Origin of the sequence: Massilia sp. HP4 (genome assembly GCF_005222695.1) — a bacterium.
GTDB lineage: Bacteria > Pseudomonadota > Gammaproteobacteria > Burkholderiales > Burkholderiaceae_D > Telluria.
The window spans coordinates 53,004-70,621 of record NZ_STGG01000021.1 but is presented as its reverse complement, the minus strand read 5'-3'; the positions used below and the strand labels follow the sequence as shown (position 1 = coordinate 70,621).

The 17,618-nt window shown below is 65.4% G+C and carries 12 protein-coding genes; all 12 read right to left on the bottom strand.

What is annotated here, in order from left to right; translation table 11 throughout:
* Positions 1-28 precede the first annotated feature (28 nt).
* The 12 genes from E8M83_RS10335 to E8M83_RS10280 all read right to left on the bottom strand — a co-directional run bounded on the left by E8M83_RS10335 (position 29) and on the right by E8M83_RS10280 (position 17,499).
* Complete coding sequence (locus E8M83_RS10335; RefSeq protein WP_137173286.1) at positions 29-778, bottom strand: hypothetical protein; 750 nt, start codon at positions 776-778, stop codon at positions 29-31.
* A gap of 107 nt (positions 779-885) precedes the next feature.
* On the bottom strand, positions 886-1,536 hold the full coding sequence (gene pdeM, locus E8M83_RS10330; protein ID WP_137173285.1) for a ligase-associated DNA damage response endonuclease PdeM: 651 nt from the start codon (positions 1,534-1,536) through the stop codon (positions 886-888).
* Positions 1,533-3,995, bottom strand: a complete 2,463-nt coding sequence (locus E8M83_RS10325) for a ligase-associated DNA damage response DEXH box helicase (RefSeq protein WP_137173284.1) — start codon at positions 3,993-3,995, stop codon at positions 1,533-1,535. Before E8M83_RS10325 ends, pdeM begins: the two co-directional genes overlap by 4 nt.
* The gene (locus E8M83_RS10320) at positions 3,992-5,626 is read right to left on the bottom strand and encodes an ATP-dependent DNA ligase (RefSeq protein WP_137173283.1); all 1,635 of its coding nucleotides are present in this window, start codon (positions 5,624-5,626) and stop codon (positions 3,992-3,994) included. Before E8M83_RS10320 ends, E8M83_RS10325 begins: the two co-directional genes overlap by 4 nt.
* Positions 5,619-6,647 carry a ligase-associated DNA damage response exonuclease gene (locus E8M83_RS10315; RefSeq protein ID WP_137173282.1) on the bottom strand — a complete coding sequence of 343 codons (1,029 nt, stop codon included), beginning with the start codon at positions 6,645-6,647 and terminating at the stop codon, positions 5,619-5,621. Before E8M83_RS10315 ends, E8M83_RS10320 begins: the two co-directional genes overlap by 8 nt.
* Positions 6,648-6,656: 9 nt before the next feature.
* Positions 6,657-8,363, bottom strand: coding sequence for an ATP-dependent DNA helicase RecQ (locus E8M83_RS10310; protein ID WP_137173281.1), 1,707 nt, complete (start codon positions 8,361-8,363; stop codon positions 6,657-6,659).
* A gap of 497 nt (positions 8,364-8,860) precedes the next feature.
* Positions 8,861-10,429: an alkyl hydroperoxide reductase subunit F gene (gene ahpF, locus E8M83_RS10305; protein ID WP_137173280.1), complete on the bottom strand. Its 1,569-nt coding sequence runs from the start codon at positions 10,427-10,429 to the stop codon at positions 8,861-8,863.
* Positions 10,430-10,530: 101 nt separating this feature from the next.
* Positions 10,531-11,094: an alkyl hydroperoxide reductase subunit C gene (gene ahpC, locus E8M83_RS10300; RefSeq protein WP_137173279.1), complete on the bottom strand. Its 564-nt coding sequence runs from the start codon at positions 11,092-11,094 to the stop codon at positions 10,531-10,533.
* Between the two features lie 261 nt (positions 11,095-11,355).
* A complete protein-coding gene (locus E8M83_RS10295; protein ID WP_137173278.1) occupies positions 11,356-12,567 on the bottom strand; it encodes a hybrid sensor histidine kinase/response regulator in 1,212 nt (403 codons plus the stop codon).
* Positions 12,564-13,181 (bottom strand): chemotaxis protein CheB, encoded by a 618-nt coding sequence (locus E8M83_RS10290; protein WP_137173277.1) that lies wholly within the window; start codon positions 13,179-13,181, stop codon positions 12,564-12,566. The genes E8M83_RS10295 and E8M83_RS10290 overlap by 4 nt, the downstream gene beginning before the upstream one ends.
* Positions 13,178-13,969 carry a protein-glutamate O-methyltransferase CheR gene (locus E8M83_RS10285; RefSeq protein ID WP_137173320.1) on the bottom strand — a complete coding sequence of 264 codons (792 nt, stop codon included), beginning with the start codon at positions 13,967-13,969 and terminating at the stop codon, positions 13,178-13,180. The genes E8M83_RS10290 and E8M83_RS10285 overlap by 4 nt, the downstream gene beginning before the upstream one ends.
* A gap of 35 nt (positions 13,970-14,004) precedes the next feature.
* Entirely contained in the window at positions 14,005-17,499 is a 3,495-nt protein-coding gene (locus tag E8M83_RS10280; RefSeq protein ID WP_137173276.1) for a response regulator, read from the bottom strand.
* Positions 17,500-17,618 lie beyond the last annotated feature (119 nt).

Sequence of the window (17,618 nt, the reverse complement as noted above, 5' to 3'; positions counted from 1 at the left end):
TTAGGCGGGCGTTCTCTCGCCGCTGCCCTTATTCCTTATCGAGCGACAACACCCCATCATTGACACGCACCCGGTCGCCCTGGCGGTAGCCAGGGTGATTGTCATACTCGATCGCCTGGGTCGCTTCCGTGGTATCGAAACGTACCGTCACCCGATAGCGCTGGGCGGCCTGCACATCGCTGGCCAGGGGTCGCGCGCTCCCGGTCGCCTCACGCACGATCTCGACTTTCTCGACCACGGCGCAACTGGTGCAGTAGCGCGCCACGCGCGGACGCTCGGTCGTGCGCGGCGGCGGTGGCGGCGCCGCGCCCGGGGCGGCGGCCACCACCCGGGCATCCTTCGACGCCAATTGCCGCACGGGCTCTTGCGCAGGGGCCCCGGTGCCGCTCACCAGGCCATCGCGCAAGACGGTGGTGGCGATCTGGCTGCCCAGCCGCATCTCCGCAGTGACGCGGCTATCGGGCTGGAAACGGTCATGGTTGCCGATCACATAGCTGCCGCTATACCGGCCGGGATCGGTCTCCTGCATCTGGACGCCGCGCGTGGCGCCGTCGATGCTCACGTTCACCAATGCGTTCTGGGTGCCGTACACATGGAAATGCAGGGCCGCGCCCTGTTCAAGGCCCGGTACTTTCTCGACATGGAAACCCTCGATAGCGGGCGTCACGGTACGGCCCTGCGGCGCGGCCTGCGCCAGGGCCGTGCTGCTCGTCGCCAGCAGCATGCCGGCCGGCGCCAGGGCAGCCACCAGCGAACACATCAGGATGCGTTTTTTCATGGCAATCTCCTTAATCAGCAGACGGCATGGCACCGCCTTTAGTCCTGACAGACAGTACTTGTGCGAAAGTGCCAGGTCCGTACGGTCACGAACCAACGGTGCCTGCACTAGCACACAGCGTGCACGGCGTCGCCCGAGGTCACGTAGATATGGTCGCCCGGCCCCGGCTTGACGGCATGTCCGCCCGTAAACGCGCCGAACGACGGCAGGATCAACCCTTGCTCGCCGACCACGAAGCACGGCAGGCGCAGTGCATCGAAACGGGTGGCCAGCACATACACCGGATGCACGTGGCCGGCCAGGCCGTAACCCGGCGCATCGACGCCGGGATGGTGGCAAAAGGCGAACGGCCCGATCGCATGCGGCTCGTCCACCAGCGCGATCCCCAGCGCCGCCGCCGGGTCGCCCGCATGCAGGTCGTGGTTGCCGCGCACCAGCATCAAGTCCAGTCCGGGATGGCGCTGGCGCCAGGCCAGCATCGCCAGTTGGGTCGAGCTGGCATGGGCGGCGCGCGCATGCAAGAAGTCGCCCAGGAACACCACCTGGCGCGCGCCGTGGGTCGCCACCAGGGCGTCGAGCCCGGCCAGGTTTTCCGAGGTCGTCCCGCGCGGCACCGGCACCCCGAGCGCGCGGAAGGAAGCCGCCTTGCCGAAGTGGATGTCGGCGATGATCAGCATCTTCTCGCGCGGCCAATAGATCGCCTTCTCCGGCAGCAGCAGGAGCGATTCGCCGGCCACCTGTACGGTTGCGCCACTCATGCCGCCGCCGCTTTTTCCAGCTCGCGCAGCATGCGCGCGACCCGGTCGTTGAGTTTCTCGGTGCTGACCTTTTCGCGGAAGCGCTCGACCATCAGCGCAAAGCCGAACGGCGTCGCGCGCTTGACTTCGCAATAGGCGATCCGGCGCGCGTGCAGCTCGGCCAGCGTGTCGCGCAGGCGCGTCAGCTCGAGCTCCTGCTCCATCACTTCGCGCTCGGCCTGGGTAAGCAACAGGTTGGCCGCGTCGTGCTTGCGAAACACCTCGAAGAACAGCGACGACGACGCCTGCAGCTGGCGGTTCGACTTCGGCTGGCCCGGATAGCCCGAGAACACCAGGCCGGCAATCCGCGCCACTTCGCGAAAGCGCTGCTGCGACAACTGGGTCGCGTTCAGGCTGTCGATCACGTCTTCCAGCAGGCGCTCGGTATCGAACAACTCGACGCCGGCGCCGGTCGGCGCGTCCAGCATGCGCGCCCAGTCGACCGGTTCCGGCGCCATCAGCTCGAAGCCGTAGTCGTTGATGGCGATCGAAAACGTGATCGGCTGCACCCGGCCCACGCGGAAGGCGATCAGCGACGCCAGGCCCATGTGCACCGAGCGCCCCGCGAACGGATACACGAACAGGTGGTAGCCTTCGCGGCTTTTCATCGATTCGAGCACCAGCACTTCGCTGGTGGGCAGCGCCGACCAGCGCTGCTGGATCGAGATCAAGGGCTCGATGGCGCGCATCTCGGGACCGTCGAACACGCCTTGCGCCGCCAGCCGCAGTTCTTCCAGGGCCGCATGGGCCAGCTCGTTCGACATCGGCATCTTGGCGCCCTGCCAGCGCGCGATCGCGCCGCGCGTGCCGGTGGCGCGCTTGACGAAGGCAGTCAGCTCGTGCACCCGCACAAATTCCAGGATGCGCCCGCCGAACAGGAAGTGGTCGCCGGGTTTCAGGCGCGAGATAAAGGATTCCTCGACGCTCCCGATCCTGCCGCCGCTCATATACTTCACCTGGATCGTGGCGTCCGACATGATGGTCCCGATGCCCATCCGGTGCCGGCGCCCGATGGCGCTGTCGGGCACGCGGTAGACGCCCTCGTCGTCGGGCAGCACGCGCCGGTATTCGGGATACACGGTCAGGCTCTGGCCGCCGCGCGCGACGAAGTCGAGCGCCCACTGCCATTCCTCCGGCGTCAGGTGGCGGTACGACCAGGCCTGGCGCACTTCCTCGTACAATTCTTCGGAGCGGAAACCGCCGCCCAGCGCCACCGTCACCAGGTGCTGCACCAGCACGTCGAACGGCTTGTTCGGCACGTAGCGGCCTTCGATGCGGCGCGCCGCCACCGCCTTCCTGGCGCCGGCAGCTTCCAGCAGTTCCAGGCTATTGGTCGGCACCAGGGTCACGCGCGAGACGCGCCCAGGCGCATGGCCGCTGCGGCCGGCGCGCTGCAAGAGGCGCGCCACACCCTTGGCGCTGCCGATCTGCAGCACCCGCTCGACCGGCAGGAAGTCGACGCCCAGATCCAGGCTGGCGGTGCAGATCACCGCCTTCAGGATGCCGTTCTTGAGCCCCAGTTCGACCCATTCCCGCACCTCGCGGTCGAGCGAGCCGTGGTGCAGCGCGATCACGCCGGCCCAGTCGGGCCGCGCCTCGAGGATATTCTGGTACCAGATCTCGGACTGCGAGCGGGTGTTGGTGAACACCAGCGTCGCCTGGTGGCCCTCGATCTCATCGATCACCGGCTGCAGCATCTGCAGGCCCAGGTGGCCACCCCAGGGAAAGCGCGAGACGTTCCCGGGGATCAGGCAATCGACGACGATCTTCTTGCGTGTATCGCCTTCGACCAGCACGCCGTCGTCACTACCGAGCAGCACCTGGCGCGCCAGGTCGAGGTTGCCCATGGTCGCCGATACGCCCCACACCAGCAGCCCAGGGCGCCAGCACCGCAGCCTGGCCAGCGCCAGCTGCACCTGCACCCCACGCTTGCTGCCCATCAGCTCATGCCACTCGTCGACGATGATCATGTCGAGGTGGCGGAACTGCTCGAGGGCGGCCGCATTGCTGATCATGACCGTCAGGCTCTCGGGCGTCGTCACCAGGGCCGCCGGCATGCTGCGCGCCTGGCGCGCCCGCTTGGCCGGCTTGGTGTCGCCGGTGCGCGCGCCGATGCGCCATTCGGGCAGCAGCTCGGCGGTGGAATCTTCCAGTGCGCGCTGGGTGTCGGCGGCCAGGGCGCGCATCGGCGTGATCCACAGCACCCGCAGGCCGGCCTTGGCACGACCGGTTTCGCGGCCGGCGCGCTGCAGGGCCGCGAACCAGACGGCAAAGGTCTTGCCGGCGCCCGTGTTCGCATGCAGCAGGCCGGACTCGCCGGCAAGCGCGGCCTTCCACACCGCGCGCTGGAAGGGAAATGCCTTCCAGCCGCGCGTGGTGAACCATTCGTCGATGCGCCGGCTAACTTCGTTGCGACTCATGCGGTGGCCGCCTCCAGCAAGCCCTTGAGCGTGTCGAGCGTATCGGCTTCTTCGACCGGCTTGTCGCTGCGCCGCCGCAGGATACGCGGAAAGCGCACCGCGATCCCCGCCTTGTGGCGCGGCGACAGCGCGATGCCCTCGAAGCCGATCTCGAACACCATCGTCGGCTTGACCGAGCGCACCGGTCCGAATTTCTCGATGGTCGTACGCCGGATCGCGTTGTCGACCTGGGCGATCTCGGCATCGGTCAGGCCCGAATAGGCTTTCGCGAACGGCACCAGCTTGCGCTCGGCGCCTTCGCCGTCCCACACGGCAAAGGTATAGTCGGTGTACAGCGAGGCGCGCCGCCCGCTGCCCGGCTGGGCGTACAGCAGCACGGCGTCGATCGCATACGGATCGATCTTCCACTTCCACCAGGTGCCGACGTCCTTGGTGCGGCCCACGCCGTACTGCGCCATGCGGCTTTTCAACATCATGCCCTCCACGCTGCGCGCACGCGAGCCGGCGCGCAAGGTGGCCAGTTGTTCCCAGCTGTCGGCGTGGACCAGCGGCGACAGGCGCAGCTGCGGCTGCCCGAGCTTGGCGACTTCGACCTCGAGCAAGGCGCGCCGCTCGTGCTGCGGCAAGCCGCGCAGGTCGACGCCGTCCAGTTCCAGCAGGTCGTAGCAGCACAGCACCGCCGGCAGCTCGCCCAGCAGCTTGCTCGATAAAGTCTTGCGGCCGATGCGCTTCTGCAGGTCGGCAAAGGGCGACGGCGTTTCGGACCCCGGCTGCCAGATCAGTACTTCGCCGTCGAGTACCAATCCATCCGGCAGGCGCGCCGCCGCCAGTTCGGGAAAGCGCTCGGTGATCAGGTCTTCGCCGCGCGACCACAGGAAATTCTGGCCGTCGCGCCGCACCAGTTGCGCGCGGATGCCGTCGTACTTCCATTCCACCAGCCAGTCGTCCAGCTCGCCCAGCGCCGCCGGATCGCCATTGAGCTGGTGCGACAGGAAGAAGGGATACGGTTGGCCGCCGCGCAGCTTGTGTTCTTCATCGGACTGCTCGGCGATCAATTGGAGAAAACCGCTGGCGGTGGGTTTCACGCGGCCATCGGTCCAGCCCATCAGGCGCTGGGCAATGAGCTTGCTGTCCACCGCGGCGATCGCGGCCAGCGCGCGCGTCACCAGGAGCTTCGAGACGCCAACCCGGAAGCCGCCGCCGATCAGTTTCACCAGCAGGAAGCGCTCGCGCCAATCGAGCTCGTTCCAGTAGCTGAACAGGGCTTCGCGAATGCGGCCCGGATCGGCGCCGCGCAAGGGGCCGATGCGCTCCTCCATCCATTCGGCCAGGCCGACGTCGGAGCGCTCGCTTGGTGGCGGCAGGATGTGGGCGATGGTCTCGGCGAAGTCGCCGACCGCATGATAGGACTCGTCGAACAGCCATTCGTCCAGGCCCGCGTATTCGATGGCGAACTGGCGCAGCAACTTGGTCGGCACCGCCTGGCGCGGCTTGCCGCCAGCCAGGAAGTACACCGCCCAGGCGGCGTTCTCGGGCGCGGCATTGGCAAAATACCCCTGCAGCGCGTCGAGCTTGCGGGTGGTCGACGTGGTTTCGTCGAGGTCGGCGTACAAGCGGGCGAATTCACGCATTGGCGTCTCCCGCAACTGCGCCGGTTTCCGGCTCGCCCTCTTCCTCGTCGCCATACTCGGTCTCGAAGCCCGACGCATCGAGACCGTTCTGGCACAGCCAGCGCACCAGGATCGGAATCGAGCCGTGGGTGACGATCACGCGCTCGGCCTTGGTGGCCTTGATGGCGCTCATCAGGCCCGGCCAGTCGGCGTGGTCGGACAGCACGAAGCCGCGATCGACGCCGCGCCGGCGCCGCGCGCCGCGCAGCAGCATCCAGCCGCTGGCGAAGGAGTCGCTGTAGTCGCCGAAGCGCTTCATCCAGGGCGAGCCGCTGGCGGACGGCGGCGCCACCACCAGCGCGCGCCGCAGCGCGGCTTTTTCGATATCGGTCACCAGCACCGTCGGCGGAATGTCGACACCCTCGGCGCGATAGGCGCGGTTCAATGGCTCGACCGAGCCGTGGCAGACGATGGGACCGATCGCCGGATCGAGCCCGGCCAGGATGCGCTGCGCCTTGCCGAAGGAGTAGGCGAACACCACGCTGCAGCGGCCCTCCTCGGCGTTCTTGCGCCACCACGCATTGATCTCGGCCATCAGTTCGGCCTCGGGCTGCCAGCGGTAGATCGGCAGGCCGAAGGTCGATTCGGTGATGAAGGTGTCGCAGCGCACCGGCTCGAACGGGTCGCAGGTCTTATCCGGTTCGACCTTGTAGTCGCCCGAGGCCACCCACACCTGCCCGCCGCATTCCATGCGCACCTGGCTCGAGCCCAGCACGTGGCCGGCCGGGTGCAGCGAGATGGTCACGCCGTTGTGTACGACCTTCTCGCCATAGGCCAGGGCATCGACCGAGATATCGCCCAGGCGCGACTTGAGCACGCCGATGCCGGGCGAGGCCGCCAGGTAGTGGCCGTGGCCGACGCGCGCGTGGTCGCCGTGGGCGTGGGTGATGACGGCGCGCGCCACCGGCCGCCACGGGTCGATGTAGAAGTCTCCCGGTACGCAGTACAGCCCCTCCTTGCGGACGACGACCATGTCTCCCATGCGACTTCCTTACACCGGGTCGAGGAAGCCGGCCATGAAGCTGCGGCTTTCCCCATCCGGGAAGTCGACCGTCACCTGCTCGCCGGCGACGGCGGTCACCACGCCTTCGCCATACTTTGCCGACCTGGCGCGCGCGCCGACCTCGAACTTCGGCTTTGGCGCTTCCTCGGCCGGCTCGCGGTCGAATTCGTCGTCGCGGATTGCGATGTCTTCGGTCAGGCTCAGCGCCGGCGGGTTCAGGCAGTTATCGCACTTGCAGCATTGTTCGAAACCGGGCGCCTGGTCGCCGAAGTAATCGAGCAGCAGCTTCCAGCGGCAAAAGCCGCTGACCGCGTAGCCGACCATCTGGTCAAGCGCTTCCTTGTCGTGTTCCTGCTTCTGCACGTAGACCTGGGCCAGGCGCGCGAACACGCCCGGGCGCGGTTCGGCCGCACTGGCGATGTATTCCAGCTTGCGGTTCTGGCGCAGCAGTTTGGCGTCCTTGAGCAGCTTGAGGCAGACCTTGATATTCGAATCGGCGATGTCTTCCAGCGCCGCGTCGAGGCGCTTGAGCGTCACCGGCCCCTCTTCGCCCAGGCTGCGCACGCTGGCATGCACCAGTTGCAGCTCCTCGGCATCCGGATAGTGCTTCATCAGGAAGAACTGCTGCAGGCGCTTGTCGTCCTGCAGGAACAGCAAGGTGCATTCGGCGTCCAGCCCATCGCGTCCGGCGCGGCCCGACTCCTGGTAATACGACTCCAGGTTGGCCGGGATCTGCAGATGGATCACGAAGCGGGTGTCGCTCTTGTCGATGCCCATGCCGAAGGCATTGGTCGCGACCATCACGCGCCGTTCGCCTTCCATGAACAGGTCCTGGTTCAATTTGCGCTCGGCGGCCGACAGCTTGCCGTGGTAGAGGGTGACCGATTCGCCGGCTTCCTCGAGCACGGCCAGCATCTCTTCGGCCACCTTGATGGTGGCGGCGTAGACGATGCCGACACCCGGCGTCTCCTGCACCAGGCGCAGCGCCTGCCGGTACTTGTCGGCGGCGCTGGTCGCCTGCTGCACCCGGTAGTGCAGGTTCGGGCGGTACACGCCGGTATTGATCACATGGAGCTTGCGGCCCAGCTGCTTGCCGATGTCGGCGATCACCTCGTCGGTCGCGGTGGCGGTCAGCGCCAGCACCGGCGGGCGGCCGATCGCCTCGATCGCCGCGGCCAGGCCGATATAGGCAGGGCGGAAATCGTGGCCCCATTGCGAGATGCAGTGCGCCTCGTCGATCACGACGATGTCGAGCGTGACTTTCTGCAGCACGGCGATGAAGTCGGGCGACACCAGCCGCTCGGGGGTACAGAACACGATCTCGCACGATTCGCTGGCGATCGCCTCGAGCGCCGCGTGTTCTTCTTCGGCGCACAGGCTGCTGTTGACCTGGACCGAGCGGATGCCGATTTCTTCCAGCTTCTCGAGCTGGTCCTTCATCAGCGAGATCAATGGAGAAACAACGACGGTGATCCCCTCCAGCATCTTGGCCGGGATCTGGTAGCACAGCGACTTGCCGCCGCCGGTGGGCATGATGGCCAGGGTGTCTTTACCGTCGAGTACGCTGTCGATGACGCGCTGCTGGCCTTCGCGCAGCTGCGCGATGCCGAACACGGCGTCCAGGAGGCGGCGGATGGTGTTGCGGCGTACGGCGAGCAAGCCGCGGTGCATGAGGGTGGGGTCGTGTCGGGTCATGATGACACCGACTGTATTAGCACGGCGACAACTCGACCATAGGACACAGCCTACTTCATGCGTAGGACGTCAACTGTTGGCAGGGCTGGTACGTTAAACAGGTATTAAACGACAAGGTCCAAGCTGAGCGTCTCAATTGTGCGACACAATTTCGCGACAAGGTTTAGTCCTACAACTCGACGGAGGATTGGCCGATGCCGAGTGTCCAGATAGACATTTACTATTGTGATCATCATACACAGAATCCCCATCTCAGGAGAACCATCATGTCGCGCCGCCCTATGACCTGGACCGCAGTCCACCTGGCCCTTGCCAGCGCGGCCACCTGGTTTCTCCTGGAGTCCGGCGCGCTGTCGTCGGCCTTGCTGTTCTCGTTCCACTGACCTGGCCGCGGCGGGCCCCGCCGCGACGGACAAGCTATAAAAAAACGCCGCGTCCCACAGGGAGGCGGCGTTTGTCTTTCTGCACAGGCGGGCCGTGAAGCCCGCCGTCGTTCATCAGGCAGCTTTCTGCTCTTCCTCTTCGACCGGCAGGCGGATCAGGTGGTCGAAGGCGGCCAGCGACGCCTTGGCGCCCTCGCCCACGGCGATCACGATCTGCTTGAACGGCACCGTGGTCACGTCGCCGGCGGCAAACACGCCCGGCAGCGAAGTGTGGCCGCGGGCATCGACTTCGATCTCGCCATGCGCCGACAGGTCGATCGTCCCCTTGAGCCATTCGGCGTTCGGCACCAGGCCGATCTGCACGAACACGCCTTCCAGGTCCAGGCGGTGCAGTGCGCCGGTGCTGCGATCCTTGTAGCTCAAGCCGTTGACGATCTTGCCGTCGCCGTGGATCTCGGTGGTCTGGGCCGACTTGATCACCTTCACGTTCGGCAGCGAGTACAGCTTGCGCTGCAGGACCGCATCGGCGCGCAGCTCATTGCCGTATTCGATCAGGGTCACTTCCTTGACGATGCCGGCCAGGTCGATCGCCGCTTCGACGCCCGAGTTGCCGCCGCCGATCACCGACACGCGCTTGCCCTTGAACAGCGGGCCGTCGCAGTGCGGGCAATAGGCCACGCCGTGGTTCTTGTATTCCTTCTCGCCCGGCACGTTGATCTCGCGCCAGCGCGCGCCGGTGGCGATGATCACCGACTTCGACTTGAGCACCGCGCCGCTCTCGGTATGCACCTCGATCAGCTTGCCGCCCACCAGCTTGTTGGCGCGCTGGGTGTTCATGATGTCGACGTCGTATTCCTTGACGTGTTCTTCCAGGGCGACGGCGAATTTCGGGCCGTCGGTGGCCTTGAGCGAGACGAAGTTCTCGATCGCCAGCGTATCGAGCACCTGGCCGCCGAAGCGGTCGGCCAGCACGCCGGTACGGATGCCCTTGCGGGCGGCGTAGATCGCGGCTGCCGCGCCGGCGGGGCCGCCGCCGACGATCAGCACGTCGAATGGGTCTTTCTGGCTCAGTTCAGCGGCCTTCTTCGCGCCGCCGTTGACGTCGATCTTCGACAGGATCTCTTCGACGTTGGTACGGCCCTGGCCGAAATGCTGGCCGTTCAGGAACATCATCGGCACGGCCAGGATCTGCTTGTCTTCGACTTCTTTCTTGAAGACGCCGCCATCGATCGTCACGACCTTGATGCGCGGGTTGATGACCGACATCGTGTTCAGTGCCTGCACCACTTCGGGGCAGTTATGGCACGACAGCGAGATGTAGGTCTCGAATACGTAGTCGCCGTCCAGGGCTGCGATCTGGTCGATGACGGATTGTTCGAGCTTGATGGTATGGCCGCCAACGTGCAGCAGGGCCAGCACCAGCGAGGTGAATTCGTGGCCCAGCGGGATGCCGGCGAAGCGTACGCCGATATCGGTGCCGACGCGGTTGATGGCGAACGACGGGGTGCGCTCGTTTGCTTCCTGGCGCACGGTGATCTTGTTGGACAGGGCTGCGATTTCGTTCAGCAGCTCATCCATTTCGCGCGATTTCGGCGAATCATCCAGCGCTGCAACCAGCTCAATCGGCTGCACCACTTTTTCCAGATAGGCTTGCAACTGTTTCTTGAGGGTTGCGTCCAGCATGATATTTTCCTTTTGTTTGATGACTTACTTGCACAGACCGGGCGTAGAAAGGGCCGCCGCAGCGGCCCGTTCACGGGTGCTACTTGATGCCTACGTACTGCTTAGATCTTGCCGACCAGGTCCAGCGATGGGGTCAGGGTTTCTGCGCCTTCGGTCCACTTGGCTGGGCAGACTTCGCCTGGGTGCGAAGCGACGTACTGGGCTGCCTTGACTTTGCGCATCAGTTCCGAAGCGTCGCGGCCGATGCCGTTGTCGTGCACTTCCATGATCTTGATCTGGCCTTCTGGATTGATCACGAAGGTGCCGCGCAGTGCCATGCCTTCTTCTTCGATCATGACTTCGAAGTTACGCGACAGGACGCCGGTTGGGTCGCCGATCAGTGGGTAGTTCACTTTCTTGATCGCGTCCGAGGTGTCGTGCCATGCCTTGTGGGCGAAGTGGCTGTCGGTCGACACGCCGTAGACATTGACGCCCAGCTTGTCGAATTCTGGCTGGAATGCTGCCAGATCTTCCAGTTCGGTCGGGCAGACGAAGGTGAAGTCGGCCGGGTAGAACATCACCACCGACCAGGTACCCTTGAAGTTCTCTTCGGTCAGGTCGATGAACTTGCCAGCGTGGTAAGCGGTTGCCTTGAATGGCTTGATCTGGGTGTTGATGAGGGACATGTAATCTCCTGTTTGGGGGTGGATGAAACGTATGACAAGCAGTGTACCGCCCTGCTCGCCGTTTGTGAAATTGATTGATTCGATATTCTTGATTGATTTTAGCTATCAGTCAAGTGCGGCTCGCCCATCCCGATAAAAGGAGGGCTCGAAACAAACCCGGACAGTGTGTCGCAAATGGCAAGCGGCTGCAACCGCCGTCTCGCTTGGGGGCCTCCTGCCCTGGCTGGGGTAGCCCGGGCAGGAGTGGCATGATGGGGTGGGTCAGAAGTCGGCTTCGGCGCAGACGGGGACCTCGGTGCAGGGCAGCACCAGGCTGAAGACCGAGCCTTCACCGGGCTTGCTGGCTACGCGCAGTTCACCGCCGTGCGAGATCGCCAGCTGGCGCGAGATGTACAGGCCCAGGCCGAGCCCCTTCGGCTCGCCGTTGCGGGCGCCGCGTTCGTAGGGTTCGAAGATGCGCTCCAGGTCGGATGGGGCGATGCCCTTGCCCTGGTCGCGCACATCGATCCGCACCGTCTCGCCGCTGCGTTCGACGCTGACCTCGACCGGCTGGCCGCAGCCATAGCGCAGCGCATTGGTCAACAGGTTGACGATCACCTGCTCCACGCGGAATTCGTCCCAGCAGCCGTCGACGCCCTCGTGCGGGCGCAGGGTCAGCGAACTGCCGGTGGTGGCCGCCTGCAGCGACAGGTCGCTCACCACCCGTTCCAGCAGGTTCATCAACTCGACCTTGGCCGGACGGATCGACAGCTTGCCGCTGCGCATGCGCGAGACGTCGAGCATGTCGTCGATCAGGCGGATCATCGACTTGATCTGGCGCTCGTCGCGCTGGATCATCGCTTCCATCTGCTGGCCGCCGAAGGCGGCCGTGTTGCCGCGCTTGAGCTGCAGGCTGCGCATCTGGGTTTCCAGGAACAGCGTGTTGAGCGGCGTGCGCAGCTCGTGCGCCACCAGCGACATGAACTCGTCGCGCATGCGCAGCGAGCGTTGCAGTTCCTGCTGGGTCTGGTTCAGCTCGCGCAGCAGCACCTCTTGCTCGTGCCGGCTCTGTTCCAGCGCCAGCATCTGGCGCCGGGTTTCGCGCCGCTGCTGGTCGAGCGCGACGAACACATTGACCTTGCTGCGCACCGCGTCGGCGTCGAGCGGCTTGTACATGAAGTCGACCGCCCCGCTCTCGTAGCCCTTGAAGGCGTAATCGAGCTCGCGCCCCGCCGCCGACACGAACACGATCGGGATGTGGCGGGTGCGGGTGGTCGAGCGCATCACCTCGGCCAGCTCGAAGCCGTCCATGCCCGGCATCTGCACGTCGAGGATGGCCAGCGCGAACTCGTGCTCGAGCAGCAGCGCCAGCGCCTGTTCGCCCGACGCCGCCTGGTAGATGGCGCGCTGTTCATGGCGCAGCAGCGCCTCGAGCGCCTGCAGGTTCTCGGGCAGGTCGTCGACGATCAGTATTTTGCTTGGGTCCTGGTTCATGGGGTCTCCAACAGGGGCAGCACGCTACGGATCGCAGGTAGCGGCAACACGAGATGCGGTGCGCAGCGCCGGATTGCCTCTCCGGGCATCGCGCTGGCCTGCGCTTCTTCAGGGTCTTGGACGATGGTCAGGCCGCCGCGTTCGCGGATGCGGCACATGCCTTCGGCGCCATCGAAATTGGCGCCGGTGAGCAGTATACCGGCAAGCGCCGGACCATACACGTCGGCGGCCGATTCCATCAGTATATCGATTGCCGGCCGGGCAAACTGCACCGGCGGCTCGCAGCTGAGCGAGAAGCTGCGATCCTGTTCGACCGACAGGTGGTAGCCGGAACCGGCGAAATACACGGTTCCGGGCTGGATCGGTTCCTTGTCCTGCGCCTCGCGCACCGGCAGCGCGGTGCGCGCGGCGAACAGCTCGGCCAGGCGGCTGTCGCGGTCGGGCGGCACGTGCAGGATGCAGGTCACGGCCGGCGCGAAACATGATGGCAGCGCCGGCAGCAACCCGACCAGGGCGTCGACGCCGCCGGCCGAGCCGCCGATCACGACCATCTCGATCCGGCGCGATCCCAGCGCGGCGCGCAACTGCTGCTGCGCGGTCTGGACGGCGCTCATGGCGACACCTTGCGGAACACCCGTTCGCGCTTGGCGATCGGTTCGAAGCGCTCGGCATAGCTCGAAAAGTCGATGCTCTCCTTGCTGCCCAGGCCCAAAAAGCCGCGGTGGCACAGCGAGTCGTGGAACAGGCCGAGAACGCGGTCTTGCAGGCGCCGGTTAAAGTAGATCAGCACATTGCGGCAGCTGACAAAGTGGGTCTCCGAGAACACGCTGTCGGTCGACAGGCTGTGGTCGGCGAAGGTCACGTTTTCCATCAGGCTGCGTTCGAACAGCGCGCCGCCATAGGCCGCCGTGTAATAGTCCGAGAACGCCGCCTTGCCGCCGGACTTCTGGTAGTTCTCGGTGTACAGGCGCATGCGATCGAGCGGGAACACGCCGCGCCGCGCCGCATCCAGCGACTCGGGATTGATGTCGGTCGCATAGATGATGCTGCGCTCGAGCAGCCCTTCTTCCTTGAGCAGGATGGCCAGCGAATACACCTCTTCGCCGGTGCTGCAGCCGGCCACCCAGATCTTCAGCGACGGGTAGGTCTTCAGGAATGGCGCGACCTGCTCGCGCACCGCCAGGAAGTAGTCGGGGTCGCGGAACATCTCGGTGACGGGTATCGTCAGGTATTGCAGCAGCTGGGCGAAGCCGTTCGGCTCGTGCAGCACGCGCGACTGCAGTTCGGAGACCGTCGCGCATTCCATCTCGCGCATGGCCACCAGCACGCGGCGCTTTTGCGAGGCGCCGGTGTAGTCGCGGAAATCGTAGTTGTACTTCAAATAGACGGCTTCGACGAGCATCCGCAGCTCGATGTCGAAGTCGCTCGGGGGGTGGCTCAAATTCTCTCCAGGGTTGGCATCCAGACCCGCAGCAGCGAGTACAGGCGCGAGAGGTCTATCGGTTTGGCCAGGTAATCGTTGGCGCCGGCGGCCAGGCACTGCTCCTGGTCGTCCTTCATGGCCTTGGCGGTGATGGCGATGATCGGCAGGCGGTCAAAGCGTCCGTCGGCGCGAATGCGGCGCGTCGCTTCCAGGCCATCCATGCCCGGCATCATGATGTCCATCAGCACCAGGTCGATCCCCGGCACTTCATCCAGTTTCGCAATCGCTTCAAAACCGTTGCGGCCGACTTCGACCCGGGCCCCACGCTGCTCCAGCGCCGAGGTCAGCGCGAACACATTGCGCACGTCGTCGTCGACCAGCAGGATGGTGCGGCCCTCGAACACGCGGTCGCGTCCACGCACTGCCTTGAGCATGCTCTGGCGCTCGGTCGACAGCTCCGATTCCACCTTGTGCAGGAACAGCGTCACTTCGTCCAGCAGGCGCTCGGGCGAGCGCGCGCCCTTGATGATGATCGAGCGCGAGTAGCGCAGCAGCTGGGCTTCTTCGTCGCGCGTCAGGTTGCGGCCGGTGTACACGATCACCGGCGGGAACGAGCACAGTTCTTCGTGCGACATGCGCTCGAGCAGCTCGCCGCCCTGCATATCGGGCAGCTTGAGGTCGATGATCATGCAATCGAAGACCTCTTTCTTCAAGTGGGCCAGCGCCTCGCTGGCGGTGCCCACCGCCGCGATCTCGACGTCATCGTCGGCGATCAGGGCCACCACGCTCTCGCGCTGGCGCTCGTCGTCCTCGACCAGCAGCACGCGCTTGATCTTCTGCGCCGATTTTTCCTGCAGCTTGCGGAACACCTCTTCCAGCTCTTCGCGCGAAGTCGGCTTGAGCGCGTAGCCGATCGCACCCAGGTGCAGGGCTTCGCCGCCGCTCTCGATGCTGGAAATGACGTGCACCGGGATGTGGCGGGTCGATGGGTTGTCTTTCAGCTGCTGCAGCACGGTCAGGCCCGAGCGGTCCGGCAGGCGCACGTCGAGCAGCACGGCGTCGGGACGCTGGCTGACGGCCAGCGCCAGGCCTTCGTCGGCGCTCATCGCCACCAGGCAGCGGTAATCGAGTTCGCGCGCCAGGTCATACAGGATGCGCGCGAACGGCGCCTCGTCCTCCACCACCAGCACGGTGCGGCGGCCGGCGGCCGGATGGTCGCGGTCATCCGGGAAGCTCCCGATCGGTTCCACATTGGCCGGCGTGCTGGCCGGGGCCGGAGCCGAGACGGCCGGCGCTGGCGCCGAGGTGTAATGCGGCAGCTGGACCGGCGCCGCCGTCGTCGGCAGTTCGGCCGGCGCCGGCACCGCGGGGATCCCGCGCGGCAGGGTCAAGGTGAACACACTGCCCTCGTTCGGTGCGCTCGACACCGCCACGCTGCCGCCCAGCAGGCGGGTCAGGTCGCGTGTGATCGACAGGCCCAGGCCCGTGCCGCCGAAACGGCGGCTGGTGGTGCCGTCGGCCTGGTGGAAGGCGTCGAAGATCTTGTCCTGCTGGTCGGCCGCGATGCCAATGCCGGTATCCTGCACGCGGAAGGCGACGTCGCCCTCGGGCGTGGTCAGCACCGACAGGCTGACCGCGCCGGTCTCGGTAAACTTGACGGCATTCGACAGCAGGTTCTTGAGGATCTGCTCCATGCGCTGGCGGTCGGTGTGCAGGCTGGCCGGCACGCCCGGGTCGACCGTGATCTTGAACTCGAGCGACTTCTGGCGCGCCAGCGGCTCGAAGGTACGCGCCAGGCCCTCGACCACGCGCCGCACCGGCACGTCTTCGGGCACCAGTTCCAGCTTGCCCGCCTCCACTTTCGAGATGTCGAGGATGTCGTTGATCAGCTGCAGCAAGTCGTTGCCGGCCGAGTAGATGGTCTGGGCGAAGCGCACCTGCTCGTCGGAGAGATTGCCGCCGCTGTTGTCGGCCAACAGCTTGGCCAGGATCAGGGAGCTGTTCAGCGGCGTGCGCAGCTCGTGCGACATATTGGCCAGGAATTCGGACTTGTAGCGGCTCGCGCTCTCGAGCTCCACCGCGCGCTGGTGCAGCTGCTCCTGCGCCGATTGCAGCGCCGAGTTCTTCATGTCGAGGTTCAGTGCCTGCTCGGCCAGCTGGTCGTTGGTGGTGCGCAGCTCGGCCTGCTGGTTTTCGAGCGCCGACTGCGATTCTTCGAGCGCGCGCGACTGTTCTTCCAGCTCTTCGTTGGCGGTGCGCAGTTCTTCCTGCTGTACCTGCAGTTCTTCGTTCAGGGTCTGGCTTTCTTCCAGCGCATCCTGCAGGCGCTGGCGGTACAACACCGCGGCCATGGCGGCGCCGACCGACTGCGCGATGAAGCCCAGGAATTCGCGGTCGCGCTGCTCCACCGGACGCAGGAAGGCGATCTCGAACACGCCCTTGACCTTGCCGTGGTTGTGGAACGGCGCGATGATCACGGCGCGCGGCGCCGTCTCGCCCAGGCTCGAACCGACCTTGATGTAGTCGGGCGGCAGCTGGTCGAGGACCATCAGGCGGTTCTCTTCGGCCGCCTTGCTGGCCAGCGTGGAGCCCGGCGGGATGATCTCGGCGCGCTCGGTCTCGGAATGGGTAAAGCCATAGGCGCCGATGCGGCGCATCGTGCCGTCGTCGCTGCGCACGTACATGGCGCCGATCGCGCCGTCGAGGTACTTGACGACATAGGGCAGCAAGGCATCGGCCAGCGGCTCCAGGTTGATCTGGCCGGCGCTGCGCACATTCAGTTCGTTCTGGCCGGTGCGCAGCCAGTCCTGGTGGCGCAGCTTGTCGTTATGCTCGGCCTCGTGCCCCAGCACCTCGTTATAGGTGTCGGACAGGTGCACCAGCTGGCGTCGGCCAAAGGCTGCCAGGCTGCCGCCGACGATCGCGGACAGGATCAGGAAGGCGGCCACCGACCAGAAGGTGGTGCTGCGCGCGCTGTCGCTGCGTTCCTGCAGCAGGCGCATCTCGGACGCCAGCACCAGGTCGAAGTTGCGGCGCATCTCGTCGGTCAGCGCCTTGCCGCGGCCGCTGCTGACGGCATCTATATAGCTGATGTCGTTGGCACGGCGGCGGTCGATCATCTCCTGGGCAAAGGTTTCCCACTGCTTCTGGATCTGGGTGATCCGGGTCAGCCGCTCGGCCTGGGCGATATTGTCCTTGACGAGTTCGCCCAGCGATTCCAGGCTGGACGACATGCGTTGCCTGGACAAGACATAGGGAGAGAGAAATTCTTCGTCGCCCGCCAGCAGGTAGCCGCGCATGCCCGATTCCATCTCGGCCGACAGCTTGCGGATCTCATGGGCGCCGCCGATGACTTTCTGGGAATGCTCGACCCAGGTCAGGCTATTGATCAAATAGGCAATGATGCCCACAAACACGATCGCGCTGACAATACTCATGCCTAAGGGCAGCGCGACGTTGCGGGTAAGAATGCGGCGAAACTCGCTGTTTTCGATGGTTGTACCGGCCATGCCTGTTGTTTTGATAGAAAAAAAATATCCTAAGTGTAACGCAAATGTGAATTAGCGCGCACACGAAAGCGGCACGGTCGTGCGCAAGCGGCGCCCTGCCTGCGCGGGATCGATCTTAT

Bases quoted from the DNA above. Each gene is read 5' to 3' on its own strand.
- E8M83_RS10320 (WP_137173283.1), bottom strand. From the start codon at position 5,626: ATGCGTGAATTCGCCCGCTTGTACGCCGACCTCGACGAAACCACGTCG.
- E8M83_RS10335 (WP_137173286.1), bottom strand. From the start codon at position 778: ATGAAAAAACGCATCCTGATGTGTTCGCTGGTGGCTGCCCTGGCGCCG.
- E8M83_RS10295 (WP_137173278.1), bottom strand. From the start codon at position 12,567: ATGAACCAGGACCCAAGCAAAATACTGATCGTCGACGACCTGCCCGAG.
- E8M83_RS10280 (WP_137173276.1), bottom strand. From the start codon at position 17,499: ATGGCCGGTACAACCATCGAAAACAGCGAGTTTCGCCGCATTCTTACC.
- E8M83_RS10290 (WP_137173277.1), bottom strand. From the start codon at position 13,181: ATGAGCGCCGTCCAGACCGCGCAGCAGCAGTTGCGCGCCGCGCTGGGA.
- pdeM (WP_137173285.1), bottom strand. From the start codon at position 1,536: ATGAGTGGCGCAACCGTACAGGTGGCCGGCGAATCGCTCCTGCTGCTG.
- ahpF (WP_137173280.1), bottom strand. From the start codon at position 10,429: ATGCTGGACGCAACCCTCAAGAAACAGTTGCAAGCCTATCTGGAAAAA.
- ahpC (WP_137173279.1), bottom strand. From the start codon at position 11,094: ATGTCCCTCATCAACACCCAGATCAAGCCATTCAAGGCAACCGCTTAC.
- E8M83_RS10310 (WP_137173281.1), bottom strand. From the start codon at position 8,363: ATGACCCGACACGACCCCACCCTCATGCACCGCGGCTTGCTCGCCGTA.
- E8M83_RS10315 (WP_137173282.1), bottom strand. From the start codon at position 6,647: ATGGGAGACATGGTCGTCGTCCGCAAGGAGGGGCTGTACTGCGTACCG.
- E8M83_RS10325 (WP_137173284.1), bottom strand. From the start codon at position 3,995: ATGAGTCGCAACGAAGTTAGCCGGCGCATCGACGAATGGTTCACCACG.
- E8M83_RS10285 (WP_137173320.1), bottom strand. From the start codon at position 13,969: ATGCTCGTCGAAGCCGTCTATTTGAAGTACAACTACGATTTCCGCGAC.